Source organism: Fodinibius sp. GM108, from assembly GCF_058386985.1.
Genome location: NZ_JBYEIR010000008.1, coordinates 162,488 through 184,202 on the forward strand (window position 1 = coordinate 162,488; position 21,715 = coordinate 184,202).

Genomic DNA, 21,715 nt, shown 5'->3' on the forward strand with positions numbered 1-21,715 from the left:
ATATTATGGAATTGATCTTTAAAAAAAGAGCCTATTTACTATCCCTTATTTTAATTGGATTAATTATTGGGATAAATGGAGTAATATATGGACAAGAATCAGAGAGTAATCCTGATTATAGTTCACCTATTCCTCAATTTGATTTTCCGACTACACTAGAGGAACAAGAGGAAGCGTTAAAGGATAATCCGCTGATGCAACGATTTGCAGAGTCGCGGGAAAAATTATCGGATGATCCATATAGGCCAATTTTTCATTTTGTGAATCCAGAAGGAAATCTTAATGATCCGAATGGATTTTCTTTTTGGAATGGTAACTGGCATCTTTTTTACCAGGCCTATCCGCCCGAAGATCCACGGCAGCACTGGGGACATGCGGTTAGCAAAGACCTGGTTCACTGGCGTGATCTGCCTTTGGCGATATATCCTAATCCCGAAAGGGCATCCTATTCCGGATCTGCGTTAGTAGAGGAAAATCGGGTGATAGCACATTACCATGGCACAGAAGTCGGTAATATGGTAGCAACTTCAGATGATCCTTTACTTTTAAACTGGGACAAGGTTACTGGTGAAGCTGTTATTCCCATGAAAGAAAGAGATTCGGCATTAGTTAACGGTGAAGCTAGATCTCATCATGTTTATGATCCATTTATCTGGAAAGAAGGTGATATGTACTATTCTATATCTGGATGGAGAGATCGGGATAAAAAAACTGACAGATTAGTTGCAACTGCAGAGTTGTATCAGTCACCGGATTTAAAGAACTGGGAATATGTGCACCAATTTGTAGATGGTGATCGATTTACCATGGTAGAGGATGATTTGGCATGTCCATACTTTTGGCCAATTGGCGATCGCTATATTATGCTTTTCTTTAGCCATTATAGCGGTGGACAATACATGCTAGGGGATTATGACAAGGAACGAAATAAATTTGTCCCTACTTCTCATGGATATTTTAATCATGGCCCTGTACGTCCCGGCGGCGTTCATGCGCCTTCTGCAACTCCAGATGGTGACGGCGGTGTGGTCACTATTTTTAACATAAACGCTCCAGAAGTAAACCCATCGGAAGGGTGGAATCAGATAATGTCTTCTCCAATGCGTCTCACATTGAGAGACTCCGATGAGCTCGGGATTGAACCTGCAGGAGACTATAAATCCTTGCGTTACAATCATCAATCTGAAAAACAGATGACCTTGCCCGCAAATCAAGAAGTTGTATTGGAAGATATCACAGGGAATGCCATGGAGCTGAAAGCCGAGATAAATCCAAAAGATGCTCAGCATATTGAATTGAACGTGTTAAAATCCCCTGACCGAAAGGAGTATACAAGAATCACTTTTTATAATAATACAGGGTTTAAAGAGAGAGATTCAGGTAAACAGCAAAGTATGCTATCAATCGATACAAATAACTCCTCTATACGGTCTGATGTACAGTCAAGACCACCTGAAAATGCACCGCTTTATCTTGAAGATGATGAAAACCTTGAACTGCGGATATTTATTGATAAAAGTGTGGTCGAAATCTTTGCCAATGGTAAACAATATGCAGCTGTACGTGTTTACCCAGATCTTAAGGAAAGTGTAGGTGTTTCCATACGCTCTCAGGGACAGGAAAGTGAGTTGATTTCCCTGGATGCCTGGCAGATGAAAAACACGTGGGAGATATCGGTCGATGAATGGTATGAAAAACCAGTTTGGCGTTAAAGGGAAAGCTTTATTATCAAGACTTTTTTGTTGATAACTAAATATGAGTATAGCTAAAAAGATTTCATTAAATCATTTTGATTATGAAAATTAGAATCATTTTTCTGGCAGGTATATTATTGTTGGCGGCGGGATTAACTGCTGAGGCTCAGCAGCCTTTAACAAAGGAAATTTCAATAGAAAAGAACGACCGATACCTCAATTTCCCAGTTGTCGGCTGGAATAGTGAGTCCGATAACGATCAGAAAATGATGCGAATTCGGCATAATGGAGAGGTACTTGATGAATTTTTAATCAGCATATCTAGCGGAGATGCAGACTGGTGGGCCTTTTTCCCCGTCGAAGGCTATGCCGGTGAAACCTTGACGTTGGAGCTCGATGACCCCTCGGGTAAGAAAACTTTAGAGAAGGTCTACAGCGATACAACATTCCCGGGGTCCGAAAATCTTTATCGTGAGCGTTATCGTCAGCAAGTACATTTTTCATCGCGACGCGGCTGGAATAATGATCCCAATGGACTGATATGGTATGAAGGTGAATGGCACCTTTTTTATCAGCATAATCCTTATGGCTGGAACTGGGGAAATATGCATTGGGGACATGCAGTAAGCAAGGACCTGGTGCACTGGGAAGAACTGCCCGATGCACTATATTCACCCAATCACGACAATATGGCTTTTTCTGGCGGGGCTGTTGTTGATCCGGAGAATACATCGGGATTTCGAAGAGATGGTGTGGATCCTCTTATTGCCACTTACACTCGAACCGGTTCGGGAGAACATTTAGCGCTAAGTTATGACAATGGTCGCACTTTCGAAGAGTATGAAGGAAATCCCGTGGTTGAACATCAGGGACGCGATCCTAAGGTTTTCTGGTATGAACCGGGCAACCATTGGGTCATGATAGTATACAGTGAATCACAAAAGCGTGATTTAGGTGATTCCGGGGAGCAAGTAAGATTATATCAGCATTCTATATACACATCCTCTGATTTAAAAAAGTGGGAATATCAGTCCGGTGTTACTGATTTTTTTGAGTGCCCGGAACTGTTTGAACTACCTGTTGAAGGTAGCAAAGATGAAAGCAAATGGATTATGTATGACGCTGATGGTAAATATGTAGTTGGGGATTTTAACGGGAAAGAATTTACTATTGAGCAGGGATTAAGGCAGTATGATTACGGTGGAGATTTCTATGCTTCTCAGACCTATAGTAATGTTTCAGATGAAGATGGAAGGAGAATTCAGATAGGCTGGTTCCAGACTGAAACTCCGTATATGCCGTTTAACCAAAGTATGACTTTTCCTACTGAACTGTCCCTCAAAAAGAATTCCGATGGTTACTTGCTGACACCTGCACCGGTGAAGGGAATTGAAAAGCTTCATAAAAAAAGCTGGGAAATTGAAAATCATGTGTTAAGTGATACCTCCGTTTCATCACCTATTCGGGGAGATCAGTTGCATATAATTGCTGAATTGGACAAGGGTGATGCTACCAGTTTCGGAGTGAATGTAAATGGCTATGAACTAAACTACAGTCAACTTCGAAGTACCCTCAATGATACTTTTTATCCCATCGATAAAACGCTCAAGCTGGAAATTATCGTAGACAGAATGGGAGTCGAGGTATTTGTTAACGATGGAGAGTTATATTATGTAGAGGAACATAATTCTGTTGACACAGAGCAAAAGGTGGAGGTATTCAGCTCAGGGCGGGGTGATTCCAAAATGTTGATAAAAAACTTAGAGGTTCATGAGCTTTCGTCAATATGGGAGTAAGTATTGACGTATTAAGTTTCTGTTTTAAACACTGAACGATTAATATGTTACAACCCAAAAATTTTATATCATGAATAAGTCTTTCGTTTTATACAATGCTATAATGCTCATATTTGCTGGATTTATATTCAATGCCTGCCAAACAGAGGGCAGTGGTAATTTAGATCCTAATGAACAGGCCAAATACGATGAACCTTACCGTCCCCAATTCCATTTCACACCTGCTCAAAACTGGATTAATGACCCCAATGGATTGGTGTATCATGAGGGGGAATATCATCTATTTTACCAGCACAACCCGTTTGGTGATCAGTGGGGACACATGAGCTGGGGACATGCCGTAAGTACCGATCTGATGCACTGGGAAGAACTGGACGTAGCCCTTCCTGAAGAGGATGATATTATGATTTTTTCCGGCAGTGCAGTTGTGGATAAACAAAATACCTCGGGATTCGGCTCGGAAGAAAATCCCCCGATGGTAGCTATTTATACTGGACATCATGACAGCGAGGAAAACCCAAAACAGGATCAGCGTATTGCTTATAGCACCGATAACGGGCGTAGCTGGACGAAGTATGAAGGAAATCCTGTGATTGATGAGGATATGGAAAACTTCCGTGATCCGAAGGTGATCTGGCACGATGAAACCCAAAAGTGGGTCATGGTGGTGGCTCTTCCCACAGAATATAAAGTACGGTTTTACAGTTCCGGTAACTTGATTGATTGGGAGCTGGAAAGTGAATTTGGTCCTGCTGGTGGCACCGGCGGCATCTGGGAATGCCCTGATTTGTTTAAACTCCCCGTGGAGGATAGTAATGGTGAATCACAGTGGGTCCTGCAGGTAGATATGAATCCCGGTGCAGTGGCCGGCGGTTCGGGTGGACAGTATTTCGTGGGTGATTTTGACGGGTCGGAATTCACCGAGAGCGAACAAACCAAAGGCGAAACCCTGTGGGTGGATTACGGTAAGGACTTTTACGCTGTGCAATCCTATTCCAACAGTCCCGACGGTCGGCGTATTTGGCTGGCCTGGATGAACAACTGGAATTATGCCGGTGAAATTCCAACAAATCCATGGAGAGGCGCCATGACCATTCCCCGAGAAGTGGGGTTAATCACTACTGATAATGGACCGAGACTTACGCAAAAGCCCGTCAATGAGTTAAGCGGGATAGCAGAAAACGGACAACAGTTTGAAAATATTACCATTGCCGACGATGTATTTACGGATGAAAATCTCCAGGGTACAACCTTTAAAATTGAGGCCGAAATAGAAGTGAACAACGCTGAGCGATTTGGATTCAACCTTCGAAAAGGAGACGATGAACAAACTGTCGTCGGCTATGATACGACTAATGAAGAGTTGTTTGTGGATCGGCAGAATTCAGGTAATGTTTCTTTTCACGAAGATTTTGCCGCTGCCGTACAGACGGCTCCCCTTGAGTTAAATGAGAATAACATTACTTTGGAAATTGTGGTGGATAAATCCTCGGTTGAGGTATTTGCCAACAGTGGTGAGCGCTCCATTACTAATCGGATTTTCCCGTCTGAGTCATCCGATCAAATCGAGCTTTTCAGCAAGGGTGGTTCTGTAAATATTGTAGATTTAAAGTTCAGTAATTTAAAATCGGTCTGGTAGTTTTTTAACTCTCATAATATCCTGATCACAGGCCCTGAAGAAGGAGGGTATTACAGGATCTGTGTGATAACAGATGTTAGAACAAACTGACCGCCTTTTTAGATGATATTGCAATAACATTTTGATGAATATTTACTATGATTAAAACAAGATCAATACTACTGTCTGCCATTGTAGCTTCGCTGGCAGGATTCTTATTCGGATTTGACACCATCGTCATTTCCGGGGCGGATCGCCCCATCCAGGAAATTTGGCAAACCAGCGATCTATTCCACGGCACCTTTATTATGTCGATGGCATTGTGGGGCACGGTAATCGGGGCGCTTTTTGGTGGCATTCCCTGCGACAAGTTCGGACGCAAAAATACACTCTTCGCCATCGGAATATTGTATCTGCTATCAGCACTGGGTTCTGCTCTGGCTCCCGACCCGTATATATTTTCCTTTTCTCGCTTTATCGGCGGATTGGGTGTAGGGGCTTCATCGGTGGCAGCCCCGATCTATATTTCAGAAATTACACCTGCTAAAGACCGCGGTAGATTGGTAGCAACTTATCAGTTTAACATCGTATTGGGAATTCTCATTGCCTATCTCTCCAACTATGCTATCGGTTTTTATTTTGATCAGTATGCCTGGCGCTGGATGCTGGGCGTGGAAGCTATACCAGCTGCAATTTACGCTTTCTTTGTACTGGGGGTGCCCGAAAGTCCTCGCTGGTTGGCATTAAAGAAAAAGGATGATAATTCGGCTCGCAAATTATTAAAACAGCTGAATCCCAAAGCAAATATTGAGCAACTGTTAGCGGAGATTAAGAAGTCGACCAAAAAGACCACGGACGCTAAGTTTTTTTCCAGAAAATACAGTTTTCTGATTATTCTGGCGTTTTTGATTGCGTTTTTTAATCAGCTTTCCGGGATCAATTTTGTGCTCTATTATGCCCCGCGCATTTTTGAGCAGGCCGGTATTGCCGCAACAGAAGTACTAGGAGCTTCCATTCCGCTGGGAATAGTGAATCTGCTGTTTACCATGCTGGGGATGTATTTGATTGATCGAGTGGGACGCAAGCAGCTGATGTACTACGGATCCTTTGGTTATATCATCTCGCTCTCGGGTGTGTCATGGGGATTTTTCAGCGGTGCTGAAGGCGGTATAGTTGTAGCTTTTGTCTGTGCCTTTATTGCAGCACACGCGGTGGGACAGGGTGCCGTCATCTGGGTATTTATCTCTGAAATTTTTCCCAATAAGGTGCGAGATTATGGAATGGCACTCGGATCGGGTACGCATTGGATTTGCGCTGCCCTTATTACCCTTATCACTCCAACGGTGCTGAGTGCATTTTCGGGCGGAACTATTTTTGCTTTCTTTGCCGGCATGATGGTCTTGCAGCTCCTGTTTGTTTGGAAATTGATGCCGGAGACCAAAAATAAGTCGCTTGAAGAGTTAGAAGACGTTTTGCTTCCTGAGGATGCGGAGTTTGAAATATCCGCCACACAAACAAAATAATTTCCTGCAATAAGTTATTAATCTAGTTTTTTAGATCGTTTTATGTCTGATAAAAGGAGTATACTGTGTATTGGAGAGGTGCTTTGGGATTCACTACCCTCTGGTCTGTTTTTAGGAGGAGCACCCCTTAATGTTTGTTACCATTTAAATCAATTAAATGTAGAAAGTCTTATTGTAAGTAAGGTTGGCAATGATCGATTAGGTAAAGAGGCAGTACGTCGCATTAAAGCTCTGGAAATTTCTACGGAATTAATACAGGAGGATACCGCAAATGAAACCGGATTTGTAGGGGTAGAATTAACAAAGAACGGGAATCCTACATATAATATTTTGGAACCTGTAGCTTGGGATAGCATTTCCTATTCATCAAAGCTTGAACAAGTGACTCAGCAGTGTTGGGGTATAGTTTTTGGATCCTTGGCACAAAGAAACAAGGTTAGCAGATCAACAATACAGAAGCTTTGTCAAAAGGATGTAACGCTCATTTTTGATATGAATCTTCGGAAACCGTTCATTTATAAAAAGGTAATACATCAGTCCCTAAAAATGGCGGATATAGTAAAGATGAATGAAGAAGAATTAAATTACCTGATAGAGTGGTACTCACTTTCGGATGGACCCAAAAATGCGGTTGAGGATTTAGTTACCGAGTTTAATTGTTCTACAGTATGTATTACAAAGGGAGCCAATGGATCAATACTTTTTCAAAATGGCAGTTGGTTTGAGCACAAAGGATTCCCTGTTAAAGTAAAGGATGTAGTAGGAGCGGGAGATGCTTTTCTAGCTTCTTTGATAAATGGTATCATTCAGGATAAAGATGGAGACGAGATGCTGGCTTATGCCAATGCTATGGGTTCATTGATAGCCCAGAAAGATGGGGCAATGCCTGGATATAATGTTGATGAAATTTTAAATATTGGTCTAGAAGATTATGAAAGTTGAGTTGGATTACTTGCTTGAATACAGCAAGAAGTTATTTGTAAATATTGAATACAAAATATTGATGAATCCCCTTCACCAGTGATACCTAAAGTTGGTAGATATGGCATTCCTGCAAAATAGTGGCAAAAATTAATAGCTTACAAAGAGCTGCAAACCAATCTTTTGGTTTAAATATTAATTTTTTTTAATATAAGTTAATTAATGAAGGCTTTAGGAAAGCAAGATGAGATCAATAGGTGCAGGTATCAAGAAAAATATAGAGCAGGCTATTCAATCATTAGAAAGCGAGAAACATCTTTCCAATGAAAAGAAAAATTCATTAGCCGATAAATTAAAACAATCGGTAAAAGATGTAACCAAAATCCAATCTTTGATTAGATCGGCTGAATCTCTTGCAGAAATAGGTGTTTGGGAAGTAGATCTGCAAAATGAAGAGCTATTTTGGTCTGATGAAATGTACCGAATTTTAGGATATGATCCAGAAGAAAGCGAAGCTTCCTATCAAGCTTACTTCAATCGGATACACCCCGAGGATCAGGAGAGAGTTGAACAGGAGTATATTGAATCATCGAAAAAAAATAAGCCTTTTGAAATTACATATCGTATTCAACTCCCGGATGGGCAGATTAAGTATATCGAAGTAAATGCTACTCATTTTTATAATGATGAAGGTGAAGTTATTTCCAGTATTGGCATTAGCCAAGATGTTACAGATCGAGAACTAACCAAGCAACAAATTGAAAATTCTTTAGAAGAGAAACGTACCCTGTTAGGGGAGATTCACCATCGGGTAAAGAATAATCTGGCAGTAGTTGCAGGGTTACTGCAGTTACAATGGTTACAAGAAGATGATCCAGAGGTGATAAAAACCCTACAAGAGGGGGCGAATCGGATGAAAGCAGTAGCAGGTATACACCAGCAGTTGTACGAATCTGATGATTTCCAGAATGTTGCTCTAGGTGAAAATATTGAAAGGTTAGCTACTGATCTTATTAGTACAATGGAGCCTAACACGGACATTGAGCTGGAAAGTAGTTGTGATAAGATTAATTTAAATATGAGCCAAACCTTGCCATGTACGTTAATTGCCAATGAGGTAGTTACGAATATTATTAAACATGCTTTTAAGGGCAGGGAAAAAGGGGAAATAGAAATCACTTTAACAAAATTCAATGATGAGATTACGTTGGGAATCAGTGATAATGGGGTGGGATTACCTGAAGATTTTAACAGCAGGGAAGGCTCTCTTGGTTTGAATCTTATCGAAACGCTGAGTAATCAGTTAAATGCTGATTATGGCTTTAGTTCAACCACCGAAGGAACGACTTTTGCCATGCAATTTCAGAAAGAGAGAAATGAATGAGTTCGGATGGCGAACTTGTCATTACTTATTTTTTTCTCTCTGGCATTTTTGATCCCTTAAAAAGGTAGTCAATGGCTTTTTCCAAAGGGTTAACTAAACCATATCAATAAAAAGCCGCACAGTTATTAGCTATGGGGCTCATCTCTGTTGGTTTAGGGTACAATCCTAAAAGATTAGATTATATCTACTTGCACCTCTTTTAGAAAATGAAAGTTCAAAAATGGCATAAGTATAAGGACTACATATAATGAGGTTAATCAACACAAGTTCATTTCATTCTTGCGAATTGTTTCAACAAGCGATCCGTGAACCCTGGACTTTTGTAGATAAAAAGTGGCTCCAGCACTTTTCATATCTTCAATAATACTATCCTTACTAATCGATGACAGACCGATAATACGTATTTTCGGCAAATCATCTGAAATTGTACGTGTAGCTTCAATACCATTCATGCGGGGCATGTTTATATCCATGATAATAACATCTGGATATACTTGGTGTGCTAGCTTGACACCTTCCTCACCATCAGACGCTTCACCTACAACTACTAAATCATCCTGAGCCTCAATGAGCTTTCGTATGAGCCCGCGAAACAAGCAGTTGTCATCAACCAGCAAGACTTTAATCTGTTTCTGATTATCCTGCTTCAGTCGATTATAGCTGAAGGGAATAGTTTGAATAAATTTTACTAATGGCTCTTTAACCTTTTCATAAAGAGATTTTTTAGTGAAAAGCCTATAGTACTTTCTATTATGCATAGATAATAAATTTATTACATTTAGTAATCATACTGTCGTTATAAGAGATTGTTCCAAAATAAAAATCAGAGGGTGGCTTAAGGTAGAAAACGGTGGTTCAGGAGGGGAGATGTAGCTTTTGCACAATAATAAAAGCCCCACACCAGAAAGTGCGGGGTTAAAGTAAGACCGTTGAATACACGAAACCTTACAACTTATTGATGTTTTACGGACTAAAGGCCGTTAATATCAGATGTTATAACTACTCTCTATTTTTTAATGTCATTAACTTATTTATTGCAGAGGGGGCAAAAACATCTGTAGTTTATACGTACTTAAAATTATAAACCAAATTCCCCACATTTGGGCCTCTAAACTCGCTGATCAGTCCGTGAATATGGCCTTTAGGCAATCACCGGCATTTTAGAGAGATTGATTTCCACATTATCTGTATAACACCATCGATGATAATGTGAATCTATCCACGTCCAAGAAATCTGAACAAAGTTTGAGTATGTAATCTCTAGTGCTCTTTTGTCATCTCCTCCAGATGACCCAGTTGTTCCAGAAATGTCATTCTGTCAAAGTAGAGTTCACCTGCTATTAGCTGTCCCTCTTCGTTGAATTGTACAACTTCACACATGGGCACGTCCACTTGTTGACCTGTTGGAGGGGAATCACCAAACGGGCCGTCGTTTGTCCCCTTCGCCTTAAGCAATGTAATTACTCTGTTGTCTTCGGCTTCAATATAAGTTGGATCGGCAATGCGTGCATCCGAAAAGGCGGATTTCCACTCTTTCATATACTCTATAAATTCGTCTGGACTGTTGGCCGTTTGTCCTCTGCCATAATCCCGATAAGTGAAATTGCCAGCAATATTTTCTGCAACTGCCTCCAAATTGCCTTCATTGTGATTCTTATGAGCTTGCTTAATAGTTGTCACATTATTTTTCCCTTCCATAACTACCTCCCTTCTTTTGTAATACTATTGTAATGCTAATGCATTCAAATATTTATGATCGAAATCTATAATATTCAAGAGCATATTCTTGGAGATAGGTGTATATGATTTTATTACACGCCTTGAGGAAACAAACGCAGTTAAAGGACATGTTCTTGCTTATCCCTGGCGCGGGAATAGCCTTTCTTAAAATCTCCCATTTTTGGTATAAGCATTAATGAAAGCGGGGCCGTGTAAGTGTAAGCGGCCTTTCTAATTATTCTTAATCAACCAAGGATGGATTTAAAAGACTTTTGCTTTCCGTCGCGTAGCGGTGGACGATTTCACCAGCGAGTTTGTCGATTGGAGCAACGAAAACAGCTATCTACAGAACGACTACAAGAGTATCGTCCGCGATGCTACCAACGAAGCCATCAGCATTGTCCAGGATTCCTGCCGGATCATTCGCAGCGAAACACTAATTAACGAACTCTTGCAGTTCCCGATCCTTCGGGATGGATCAAGCCAAAAGACGGAAAACATCAGCGCAGATTCACAGTCGGATGAGAATAGAAATTAATGTTCCGTGTCATCCTCAACTTGTTTCAGGATCTGTAAGCAAATTATGAGAAATTATGCATAGATTTTGGTGAGCTAAAAGAGAAGACTACATCACCTCCCAAAATTCTTAGCATTACTGGTTTTCCTTTTCCCAGAGTTCCGCGGTCGCTTTATCTATATCCTTACGGTCATCCACCTTTTTATCCAGGTCCTCTAAAACATTGGACTTAAAATAGTCATCATCTGATATTTGTTCCGTAATATCTTTTGCTTTACGAATAAAAGGTTCATTCAGGTTTAACTTCTTTAGCAGATGAGAGTTGTCCAGTACTGTCGAAAAGGTGTCAGTTAGTATGGAAGCCTGGTTTGGATTCTTGTGCATTTCTTCCAGCTCTTCTTGGGCAAAGATAATATCCGTATCATGCACCTCCTGTCTGTCAACTTTAGCCAGTAGTAAAATATCTAATGCCCGTAAATATTTTAGATGTTCGTAAACGATCGAAAATATATCATTAACACTCATGTCCCTATCCATGAATTTACCCCTAATCTCTTTATTAAAATAGTTTCTGCTTACTCCTGATTCCTGCAAAACCATATCATGCTCTTCTCAACGTAAGTTGATAAATAGCATAGCTATGTTGCTCCGGTTGTTAATCGTTGCACTCCAATGCTTACATCCGGATAGCAAATAAATTTTGCATGAACTGTATTTGTCAACTAGTCGATTCAAATACTAGATAATGTTAGTTAAAAATCAAAGTGTTTAATATTAAAAGTTTAAAATATTAACGGGAAATAGGAGATCGGCATAAAATAGGATCCAATCACGGGAATTTCTCCTAATTTGTAGTGTTGGTATAGAATCCGATCGTCTTCCCTTGAGGGAAGTGTCTGTTCCGACAGTACCCGTCGGAACAGACGAAGGGTGTAATACAATGAAGGAGGTAAGACAATATTGATAGATGGAGAGTAGAGTCGAATCCATCGCGCCAGTAGGCAAGACAGGTTACCCGGAAATAGCTCGCAGGTGTGTGGATAGATGCTTGTGTCCAGTGCGAAAAAATACCACCAGAACTGTGGTTTTACACGATTTTAGGATGTTCTCCTTGGTTAAAAATACCAGCGAAAATCCGCAGGATCTGTCTCACCTGTGTTCTATTCTATATTAGTAGATCCGCAGCCTAATAAGCTTAGTGACAAATCCTTTCGCCCCACCTTGAAAGACGGGTCTAAGAATAGGCAAGCAAAGCTGTCTAAAGACAGTTCCTTGAATTCAGAGCTCGGAAAACTGTTTTCGTACCCACCCCACAACCCCTCCCTACAAGTATGGAGGGGCTAAAACCGTCATCCACGGAACAAACATGTAATAAATTAATACAACAATCGTGTCATATAATCTCTAATCAATTTGAAATAAAGATTCCAAACCATTACCATAAGAATCATATTTTATTGACGTAAGAGAGCAATTGCTTGAGCAGCAGATATTCAGGAGCTTAGAAATAACGACCCAAATTATTTCACTTTTGCAATACTTGTGCTGACAAGCAGTGTGTGCTTAACAACTATTTCAGGGTTTAGCTTTGGATGACGTAAATTACAATATAACCAGATAGGGGCCTCGACATCATTAAGCCTGCATCCTTCAACTTGCAACATTCAACCTGCAACATGAACTTCCATTTTTTCGCTAAAGCGGCCGTTGGATTAATCCTCATTGTTGCTCTTGCCCAGATTGATGGATATGCCCAGCAGCGTGGTAATCAACTACAGTATTCACAACAATTTCGCCTGGGCGAACGCATCATTCGCGTGGCCGAACCGGGTGAGCTGGCCGATACGGTAAATGTATGGGGAGATGTAAACAGTGCGGGACGATACCTGGTACCCCGTGGCACTAAGCTGCCGGAACTTATTTCTTATGCCTTTGGACCGCAGACGATCCGCAGCAACGAGGCGGAACTGGACTGGTCGAAGATGAGGGTGGAGGTGAATGTCTCGGAATATAATGAAGAGAGCGGCATGGAGGAGGTGCAGAATTTCAAATACCGATTTGATGAACCGCTGCCTGAAGGTATGCGCGATTTCATGTTAAAAAACAACCAGGTGGTGGCCATACAGGTGAAGCGTCGACCTTCGTTTGTGGACTATGTACGTGTCGTGGCACCGGTACTGTCAAGCATTGCGACTGGGTTTTTGATTATTGAGAGACTTAGGTAGTCGAAAGTACTAAGTATAAAGTTGAAAGTTGTAGAGACGTATTGAATGCGTCTGAGATGGCCCAATGAATCATCTTCCCTTCGAGGGAAGTGTCGTCCCGAATTCTAGGGACGACGAAGGGTGTAAAGAAATGCACACTGTTATGAAGCGCCCCAGCCCTTCGCCCCTTAAAAGACGGGTCTAAGAAGAAAACCTCCAAAGCTGTCTAAAGACAGCTCCTTTGAATTCAGGGCTCACCTGCATCCTGTCATCCCAAACGCGCCACACGTAACGCGAATCACGCATTACGTCTCCTGCACCATTCCTCAACCACCAGAACTGTGCTTTTGTTATTTGTCTGATGGACTAAGATTTTAACGGTCCCTGTCTTCGGTCTGCGATCTTAAATCATCATTCAACATTCACAATTCCAAAGCCGTCACCCGTCGTCTTCATTAAAAAATCCTAATCTTCTAGCGCGGTGATTTGCCTGTTTTTATTACAAAAGGATCATAAGATATTTGACAACAATGCATTATTTCTGTTCATTAATAAGCTCATTTGCAAGAATGAATTATCCAAGAGAGTTGACGTAGGGTGTCGACTTCAGTTATTGACTAACTAGAGAATTGACGACGGACTTTGGAGGCGCTGACTGCCCGAATGAGGGTCACCGTTATCAGTTGCCCGTTGTCTATATACATCAAAGAGACAGTAAGATTGATGGACTTCAAATTTGAGAAGCTGGAAATATGGCAGGAGTCGCTTAACTATGTTGATGCGGCTTATGATATTGCAGAGCTGCTGCCGGACGAAGAGCAAGATAACATCTCTGACCAGTTGCGAGAGGCTGCAACGTTGATTTCGCTTAACATTGCCGGAGTGTCAATTGGGCAATCTGACGAGGAGCAAAGCCGCTTTTTAGATACTTCATTACGATCACTGATCGAAACAGTGGCATGTATTCATTTAATAGCACGACGGAATTATTGTATAGCAGAAGATGAGAAAATTCAGCTTAATTGTTTATATAAAGAAGCAAACCGATTGGCGGGACGTATACAGGCGATGAGGAATTCGCTTGCTGATGATGGGGAGGTTAAAATTGATTGTTTGAATGATGAGGATTAATCACAGGCACCTGACAGAATTGAATCCTTTGGTCTCAGTATCCAATTTGATACCGTTGAAAACCGGAAAGTTGAATTTAAAAAAGGTTCTATATATAAGAAATTAGCAACAAACCCTGGAACTCCGGCCTTAGCTGGTGAGGGTGAAAAGGGCGAAGGACGGACCGACTAGAAATAAATGGGGAACGAAGTGTTAAAAACTACTAGCATTTTAGAGCAAGAAATTATTTGAAATCTGCAGTAAGAACAATATCTACATTTATTTCCGGGCCGGACGAGCCCATGCGCCGAAGCTCCGAGTATTCGGAGTCGTTTTTACACCCTTTTTGTCGACACAAAAAGGGTAAACAAGTAGATGTTGTACAACGAAGTAATTACAATTTGAAATAAAATTAAAATGACAATATTAGTCACAGGAGGAGCAGGATTTATTGGCAGTCATCTTGTTGATCGGCTATTAGCCGAAGGCAACAACGTAATCTGCGTCGACAACTTCGACCCCTACTACGACCGCTCCATAAAAGAAAACAACATCAATGAGCACCGGAAGCACAACAACTACCGACTTGTGGATGAAGATATTCGCAATCTGGATGCTCTGCGAGAAAAGATTAATGAAGATATTGATGTCATCGTACACCTGGCAGCCAAAGCCGGGGTTCGACCCTCAGTGAAAGACCCGGTGGGTTTCCAGGAAGTGAACGTGATGGGAACACAGAACATGCTGGAGTTAGCCAAGGAGCGGGACGTAAAACAGTTTGTTTTCGCCTCATCCAGCAGCGTGTACGGAACCAACGAAAACGTACCCTGGTCGGAGGATGATCACGTATTGAAGCCGATCAGCCCGTATGCTAGCACGAAGGTGAGCGGGGAGCTTATGGGACATGTTTACAGCGAGCTGTACGAAATGCGATTTCTGGCCCTCCGCTTTTTTACAGTGTACGGACCGCGCCAGCGGCCGGACCTGGCGATTCACAAGTTCCTGCGGCTGATGAGTAATGGGGAGCAGATCACGCTATACGGCGACGGAAGCAGCCGGCGTGACTATACGTACATTGATGATATTATTGACGGGGTAATGGCGGCGATTGATTACACCGACAGCATGTATGAAATCATCAACTTGGGCAACAACCGCACGGTACAGCTCCTGGAACTGGTGGAAGCGATTGAAGAAGCCTCTGGTATTGAGGCCAATAAAACCCACGCTCCGGAAGTGCCGGGCGATGTGGAGCAAACTTGGGCGAATGTGAGTAAAGCGAAAAAGCTTTTTGACTACAGCCCCAATTATGATTTGGAGCAGGGATTAAGCAATTTTGCAAAATGGTACACAGAAAATAAAAATCATTTACAAGAGGTTTAATTAAATGAAACTAGCAGTAATAGGCACCGGATACGTAGGATTGGTCTCGGGGACCTGTTTTGCCGACTCCGGCAACGACGTTACGTGTGTTGATATAGATGAAAATAAAATCAATCAGCTTCGGGAGGGAAGGATTCCCATTTATGAGCCGGGGTTGGAACCGATTTTTAAACGCTGCCGCCGCGAAGACCGGCTGCATTTCACGACCGAGTTGGACGGGGCCATAAAAGATGCTGATATCGTATTTCTTTGTCTGCCGACACCGCCGGGCGGCGATGGTCAGGCTGATCTTTCCGCTGTTATGCAAGTTGCTTCCGAGATAGGTCCCCTACTTGAAGACTATACCGTTATTGTAAATAAATCGACCGTGCCGGTCGGGACCGGCGACCGTGTCGAGGAAGCCATTGCAGAAAATATTGCCAATGATCAATTTGATGTGGTTTCCAATCCGGAATTTCTGCGTGAGGGAGCCGCCGTGGATGACTTTAAATATCCCGAGCGAGTGGTAATTGGCACAGACAGTGACCGTGCTGCCGAAATCATGACAACGCTATACGAACCGTTTGTCCGGTCTGGCAACCCTATTATTGTGATGGACCGCCGCAGCTCAGAGCTTACCAAGTATGCCGCCAACGCTATGCTGGCCACCAAGATCACTTTTATGAATGAAATGGCCAATATCTGCGAGCGGGTTGGTGCCAACGTTGATAATATTCGCCGTGGCATCGGAACGGACTCCCGCATTGGCAAGCGCTTCCTGTTTGCCGGTATCGGTTACGGCGGCAGCTGTTTTCCTAAAGATGTGCAGGCTATTCACCACACCGCCGGAGAAAACGGTTATGATTTCAAGATTGTGGATTCGGTGATGCAGGTAAATGAATATCAGAAAGTGTCCATCGTACGCAAGATGGAAAAGTTTTACGGTACTAAGGATTTCTCCGGCAAGACATTTGGCATGTGGGGACTATCCTTTAAGCCGGAGACCGACGATATCCGCGAAGCTCCAGCCCTTTACATCGCTGATGAGCTTACCAGGCAGGGCGCCAAGCTGCTGGCCTATGATCCGGAGGCAATCGGCACGTTCAAGCAGGCGACCAGCCAGGCAGTGCGCGAGGCTACGACCTTTGTCCACGACCAGAAAGAAGCTCTCGACGGCACCGATGCACTAATTATCTGTACCGAGTGGAACGAGTTCCGCCGTCCGACAGTCGATAATTTTGCTGACATGATGAAAACTCCTGTCATTTTTGATGGACGAAATTTGTATGATCTGGAGCGAGCAAAAATGGCTGGAATTACATATATCAGTGTAGGAAGACCTTCTGTAAATAAACCAGAATTGGAACTAGCAGAATAATCAGGTTTAAAGAGGAGTGCAAGCATTGGATTATTTTAACACAAGTTATAATGTACAGTTAGTTGGAGAAAGAAACTCAAATTAAAGCCAAAAGAGGTGCTTTTTGGACAATAGGAACAAACGTATTTCTATTTACTTGTAGAATTTGTATTACTGCTATTTTAGCCCGGTTAATTGCCCCTGAATATTTTGGGATAAATGCCACTTTTATAATATTTCTTGAATTTTCGAGAATACTATTTGTGCCGTTTGTAAATAAGAATATTGTTCTTGAAGAGGCTGATAAAAGAAAGAATAGCGCAGCTTTTTTTATATCAATAAGTATTGCTGTAGTAGTTACGGTTGGGCTAATTTTATTAGCACCTTTTTTGCAGAATATATTTCCAAATGTTCAAGATCTTACTAAATATACACGGGTCGGTGCAATTATAATTACAGTTATTGCTATTAATAATGTATTTAATTCGCTTCTGGAAAAAGATTTAGATTTTGTTTGGCTGGCTAAAAGAAAAATGATTGCCAATATTGGAGGAACAGGATTGGTGGCAATAGTTTTGGGATATTATGGCTGGAATCACTGGGCCCTTTTAGGTGGTTTATTTGCTAAGGAAATCTTTGATTTTATCCTGTTGTATAGAAAATGTGGTTTCCAATTTGAAAGTTTTAGCTTTAATGAGGTAAAAAGTATATATCAAGATTCAGCGTATATTACTTTATCTGGTTTTGTAAATAAAGTAGCAGCTAAAGGTGATTATTTAGTTGTTTCGAGAGTAATGGGAGATACATCATTGGGATTTTATTCTAAGGCCTATCAATTAATGAGCTTACCGACCCACTTGGTGGGAGAAGCCTTACATAAAGTAGGTTTCGCATCTTTAGCTGATTATTCTAATGACGAAGAATTGCAGAGAAAGACTATGCTAATGTTGTTTTACATAGTTGGTTTAACTCTTTTGCCATTAACTGTTATGCTCTACTATTCTTCCGAAGTTTTAATTTACGTTTTCTTAGGTGAAAACTGGTTACCTGTAGTACCGGCATTTCAAATTTTAGCATTTGGCATATTTTTTCGATTGGGATATAAAATACCTGCTACTATTCTTCAAGTCCGAAGGCAATTTAACTGGATGTTTTATATCCAAACTATTTATGCTACTACTATAGTTTTAGGGTGTTGGTTATTGTCCATATATGGGATCGAAGGTGTAGCTGCAGGAGCGTTATTAGCGTTAGTCGTTCAGTTTTTTTTAATGACTTTAAAGGTTTTTAGAGTTTTAAAGATGAGTTTAAGAGATATATTAGAGTGTTTAGCTAGGCCTTTAATAATAACTTTAACAGGTGTGTCTATAATAGAAATATTGAAGTTCTTATTTGAGAATAATGGTGTCGCTCTTAATTACTATATAACTATTTTGATGGTATCCACTTATTTCTTTTTGATTCTTGTAGGATATTACTTTGTTAAAGAACCTATATTTGGAAAAAGATTGCTTTGGTGGGAAAGTAAGATTTTAAATAATTAAAAAAAATATTATGGCGAAAGATCAAGATTTTAAGAAATATGAAAATCAAGGTGCATATCATTGGAAAAATATAAATAGAGATGGAATACTTAGAAAAAGTATAAGATTCCATGCAAGATATGATATAGTGATAAATCTTTTAAAAAAAAATGGATTATTTGGGGATGGAGTAGGTTTAGATATTGGAACAGGGGATGGAGCCTTTTTATATAAGGTTCTAAAACAGAAAGGAACGATTAAAGGGTTAGATAACTCTGAAGAAGGAATAAAGTTAGCTAAACAGAAACTGGCAGAGAATGGCTATTCTGGTACAGAAATAGTTAATTCTAGTTGTTATGATACTCCGTTTGAGGATAATAGCTTCAGCTACGTAACTGCAATTGAGTTAATAGAACATTTGGATGATCCTAAAGCTTTTATAAAAGAAGTAATGCGTATTTTAAAGCCAGGTGGTATTTTTGTTTGTACAACACCTAATAGGTATAAGGATCAATCTCCAAAAGAAGTGAGAGATAAATATCATTACCATGAATATATAACTGAAGAACTAAGAAATTTATTGGAAGGTCATTTAAATGAAGTTAAAGTTTATGGGGCTTATTCCGAGATGCTTGATAGTTTATATGTGAACCAAGGAAAGAGTGATTTACTTTCTAAATTAACAAGAGTCCTGTTGCGTATTGTAGCTACAATTTATAATCCATATGAGAAATTAGAGACTGATCCTGATTTTAATTATAGGTTATTAATAGGTTTAGGATTTAAGAGATAATGTGTTTACCTAATGTTTTTATTGCTGGTGTACCTAAGGGAGGGACCACAGCGTTAAGCGTATTATTATCACAACATCCTGATATTTTTGTCCCAGATAAAAAAGAACCACGATATTTTTTATTTAATGACGAACTACCCGACCCAAAAGATCCAGTCAATAAGAATGTGATATCGGAATTTGAATGTTATAAGCAACTTTATGAAAATAAAAATGAAAAGATCTTAGTGGATGCTAGTCCAGGGTACTTTTCTAATCATGAATCGATAAATAAAATTCATAAGGTAACCCCATCTGCTAAATTCATTATACTACTCAGAGATCCAGTTGAGAGAGCCTATTCCCACTTCATTTTTTCGCAGAGAAATAATTTTGAACCCATGAACATTGATATTGAAGAAATTTTAGATAATAAATCGGTTAAACTAGAAAATGGATTTATACGAGAAAGATCATATATAGAGTGTGGTTATTATGACAAACACCTCGATAACTTATTAGAGTATTTCACTAGTGATGATATCTTTATTGATACTAGTGAACGATTTAAGCAACAACAAAATGACGTATTAAATGAGATATGTGGGTTTTTGGGTATAGATGAATATTCTTTTGACTTGGATATTGGTCAGAGAGCTAAATCCGGCTTACCCCAAAATAAGATATTACATTACTTAATACAGAAAATTATTCAAGCTAGAAAAATTGTGCCAAAAACATTAAGACCCAAGTCTATTAAAAAAAGCATTAAACAAATAGAAAACAACAATTTGGAAAAGCCTAGAATGAATGAAGAAACAAGAAAAAAATTCCAAAGTATTTACCAGCATACGGTTGAGAATTTAAAAAATAAATATGGGATTGATGTATCGATTTGGCACAATTTTAGTAACTAACGGTTAATTGAAAGGTTCAATAATGGATAAATCTGTGAAAGTAGCCTTTTTGTTGTATCAGACTGGAAATAAGGCTAATGGTGGAATCGCTAGTATTCTTGAAGTGATAACTCGTTTAAAAAAAGTTGAACCATTGATTATCACTCAGCTGAATACTGATGTCACGAAAAGATTAAAAGAAGAAGGGTATAATGTTCACATTATTGATACAGTGACCCAAAACACGTTAATAGGAAAAATACTAAACTTATTTATATATAATTTTAATGTGCTATGGATTTTAATCAAGGAAAAAGTGAATCTAATTCATGCGAATGATATCCGTTCATTAACCTATTCTGTAATAAGTGCTAAGATCAAAGGAGCAGCTTTGGTATTTAATATCAGGGATGTATTTGAACCGGATAGGAAGTACCAAGGAAAATGGAATGTAGTACGCTTTTGTAATCGTATAATTGTGCTTTCTAATTCAATGAAAAAACGATTAACTCGTCGTTTGCCTATTGATACTGATAAAGCAGGACAAATTATTGAGCCAATATACAGTATCGTTGATTTCAATACTTTTTTTCCTGTAGATTCAAATAAACAGGAGATTCGAAAATCATTTTCTATCCCGAAAGAAACGCTACTTTTGCTTTATGCTGCTACATTTAACGACAAGAAAAATCAATTAACATTCATCCGGAAAGCCCTCCCCAGACTGAAAAAAAAGCTTGATAATTTTAAAGTATGTTTTGTAGGAGATTTTAAACCAGAGGAAGATGATTATGCGCTAAAGTGCAAAGTTGCAGTGGAGCAGCTTGAATTAAAAGAGTATGTGTATTTTGAAGGTTATTCAGATGATATAGATGATTGGTACCGAGCAGCGGATATTACGGTTTTGGCCTCACGCCGCGAGGGAATGGCACGGTGTATGATTGAAAGTCTTGCTTGTGGAACGCCCGTCGTGTCCTTTGACGTACCTACAGCCAGCGAGATATTAGAACAATATAGGTGTGGTTTGGTCGAAAAACAAGGAGAATATGAGGCAATGGTTGAAGACATATCATACCTTGAAAAACAACCAGGTGTCCGAAGAAAAATGGGATCAAATGGTGTAGAAGCAGCTCAAAAGCTATTTCAGGCGGAAGACGTAGTAAAACAGTATGAAGAAACCTATTTGCAATTAGTTTAAAGGTTATAAATACAACACTTGAATTTTAAAAATCACCAACATAAATCAAATCCTTTTGTCTCGATCTCAGACAAATGGCGAATAGGCATAATAGTCTATATCATCATTTATAATATTATAT

General features: G+C 40.1%; 18 protein-coding genes. 15 read left to right on the forward strand and 3 right to left on the reverse strand.

What is annotated here, in order from left to right; genetic code table 11:
- Positions 1–5 precede the first annotated feature (5 nt).
- The 6 genes from ACT3ID_RS15495 to ACT3ID_RS15520 all read left to right on the forward strand — a co-directional run bounded on the left by ACT3ID_RS15495 (position 6) and on the right by ACT3ID_RS15520 (position 8,936).
- Positions 6–1,712 (forward strand): glycoside hydrolase family 32 protein, encoded by a 1,707-nt coding sequence (locus ACT3ID_RS15495; protein WP_491542958.1) that lies wholly within the window; start codon positions 6–8, stop codon positions 1,710–1,712.
- 83 nt (positions 1,713–1,795) lie between these two features.
- A complete protein-coding gene (locus ACT3ID_RS15500; protein ID WP_491542959.1) occupies positions 1,796–3,490 on the forward strand; it encodes a glycoside hydrolase family 32 protein in 1,695 nt (564 codons plus the stop codon).
- Positions 3,491–3,560: 70 nt separating this feature from the next.
- Positions 3,561–5,129, forward strand: a complete 1,569-nt coding sequence (locus ACT3ID_RS15505; protein ID WP_491542960.1) for a glycoside hydrolase family 32 protein — start codon at positions 3,561–3,563, stop codon at positions 5,127–5,129.
- 137 nt (positions 5,130–5,266) lie between these two features.
- Positions 5,267–6,631: a sugar porter family MFS transporter gene (locus ACT3ID_RS15510; RefSeq protein WP_491542961.1), complete on the forward strand. Its 1,365-nt coding sequence runs from the start codon at positions 5,267–5,269 to the stop codon at positions 6,629–6,631.
- A 42-nt stretch (positions 6,632–6,673) separates the two neighbouring features.
- Positions 6,674–7,573: a carbohydrate kinase family protein gene (locus ACT3ID_RS15515; protein ID WP_491542962.1), complete on the forward strand. Its 900-nt coding sequence runs from the start codon at positions 6,674–6,676 to the stop codon at positions 7,571–7,573.
- 223 nt (positions 7,574–7,796) lie between these two features.
- Complete coding sequence (locus ACT3ID_RS15520; RefSeq protein ID WP_491542963.1) at positions 7,797–8,936, forward strand: sensor histidine kinase; 1,140 nt, start codon at positions 7,797–7,799, stop codon at positions 8,934–8,936.
- A gap of 257 nt (positions 8,937–9,193) precedes the next feature.
- On the opposite strand, the gene ACT3ID_RS15525 is transcribed toward ACT3ID_RS15520, so the two are convergent.
- Positions 9,194–9,694 (reverse strand): response regulator, encoded by a 501-nt coding sequence (locus ACT3ID_RS15525; RefSeq protein WP_491542964.1) that lies wholly within the window; start codon positions 9,692–9,694, stop codon positions 9,194–9,196.
- Between the two features lie 502 nt (positions 9,695–10,196).
- Positions 10,197–10,634, reverse strand: a complete 438-nt coding sequence (locus tag ACT3ID_RS15530; RefSeq protein WP_491542965.1) for an ester cyclase — start codon at positions 10,632–10,634, stop codon at positions 10,197–10,199.
- A gap of 313 nt (positions 10,635–10,947) precedes the next feature.
- On the opposite strand from ACT3ID_RS15530, the gene ACT3ID_RS15535 reads away from it, so the two are divergent.
- Positions 10,948–11,193: a hypothetical protein gene (locus tag ACT3ID_RS15535; RefSeq protein WP_491542966.1), complete on the forward strand. Its 246-nt coding sequence runs from the start codon at positions 10,948–10,950 to the stop codon at positions 11,191–11,193.
- Positions 11,194–11,307: 114 nt separating this feature from the next.
- Here the strand turns inward: ACT3ID_RS15535 and ACT3ID_RS15540 are convergent, their stop codons facing one another.
- Entirely contained in the window at positions 11,308–11,709 is a 402-nt protein-coding gene (locus tag ACT3ID_RS15540) for a hypothetical protein (RefSeq protein WP_491542967.1), read from the reverse strand.
- Positions 11,710–12,848: 1,139 nt separating this feature from the next.
- Between ACT3ID_RS15540 and ACT3ID_RS15545 the strand changes: the two genes are divergently transcribed.
- The 8 genes from ACT3ID_RS15545 (at position 12,849) to ACT3ID_RS15580 (ending at position 21,594) form a co-directional block, all read left to right on the forward strand.
- Positions 12,849–13,397, forward strand: coding sequence for a hypothetical protein (locus tag ACT3ID_RS15545; RefSeq protein ID WP_491542968.1), 549 nt, complete (start codon positions 12,849–12,851; stop codon positions 13,395–13,397).
- Between the two features lie 702 nt (positions 13,398–14,099).
- The gene (locus ACT3ID_RS15550) at positions 14,100–14,507 is read left to right on the forward strand and encodes a four helix bundle protein (protein WP_491542969.1); all 408 of its coding nucleotides are present in this window, start codon (positions 14,100–14,102) and stop codon (positions 14,505–14,507) included.
- A 396-nt stretch (positions 14,508–14,903) separates the two neighbouring features.
- On the forward strand, positions 14,904–15,869 hold the full coding sequence (locus tag ACT3ID_RS15555) for a GDP-mannose 4,6-dehydratase (protein WP_491542970.1): 966 nt from the start codon (positions 14,904–14,906) through the stop codon (positions 15,867–15,869).
- Positions 15,870–15,873: 4 nt separating this feature from the next.
- On the forward strand, positions 15,874–17,226 hold the full coding sequence (locus ACT3ID_RS15560; RefSeq protein ID WP_491542971.1) for a UDP-glucose dehydrogenase family protein: 1,353 nt from the start codon (positions 15,874–15,876) through the stop codon (positions 17,224–17,226).
- Positions 17,227–17,288: 62 nt separating this feature from the next.
- Positions 17,289–18,749, forward strand: coding sequence for an oligosaccharide flippase family protein (locus ACT3ID_RS15565; protein ID WP_491542972.1), 1,461 nt, complete (start codon positions 17,289–17,291; stop codon positions 18,747–18,749).
- Between the two features lie 10 nt (positions 18,750–18,759).
- The gene (locus ACT3ID_RS15570; RefSeq protein WP_491542973.1) at positions 18,760–19,521 is read left to right on the forward strand and encodes a class I SAM-dependent methyltransferase; all 762 of its coding nucleotides are present in this window, start codon (positions 18,760–18,762) and stop codon (positions 19,519–19,521) included.
- Positions 19,521–20,417: a sulfotransferase domain-containing protein gene (locus ACT3ID_RS15575; protein WP_491542974.1), complete on the forward strand. Its 897-nt coding sequence runs from the start codon at positions 19,521–19,523 to the stop codon at positions 20,415–20,417. Before ACT3ID_RS15570 ends, ACT3ID_RS15575 begins: the two co-directional genes overlap by 1 nt.
- 7 nt (positions 20,418–20,424) lie before the next feature.
- Complete coding sequence (locus tag ACT3ID_RS15580; protein ID WP_491542975.1) at positions 20,425–21,594, forward strand: glycosyltransferase family 4 protein; 1,170 nt, start codon at positions 20,425–20,427, stop codon at positions 21,592–21,594.
- The last annotated feature ends 121 nt before the right edge of the window (positions 21,595–21,715 follow it).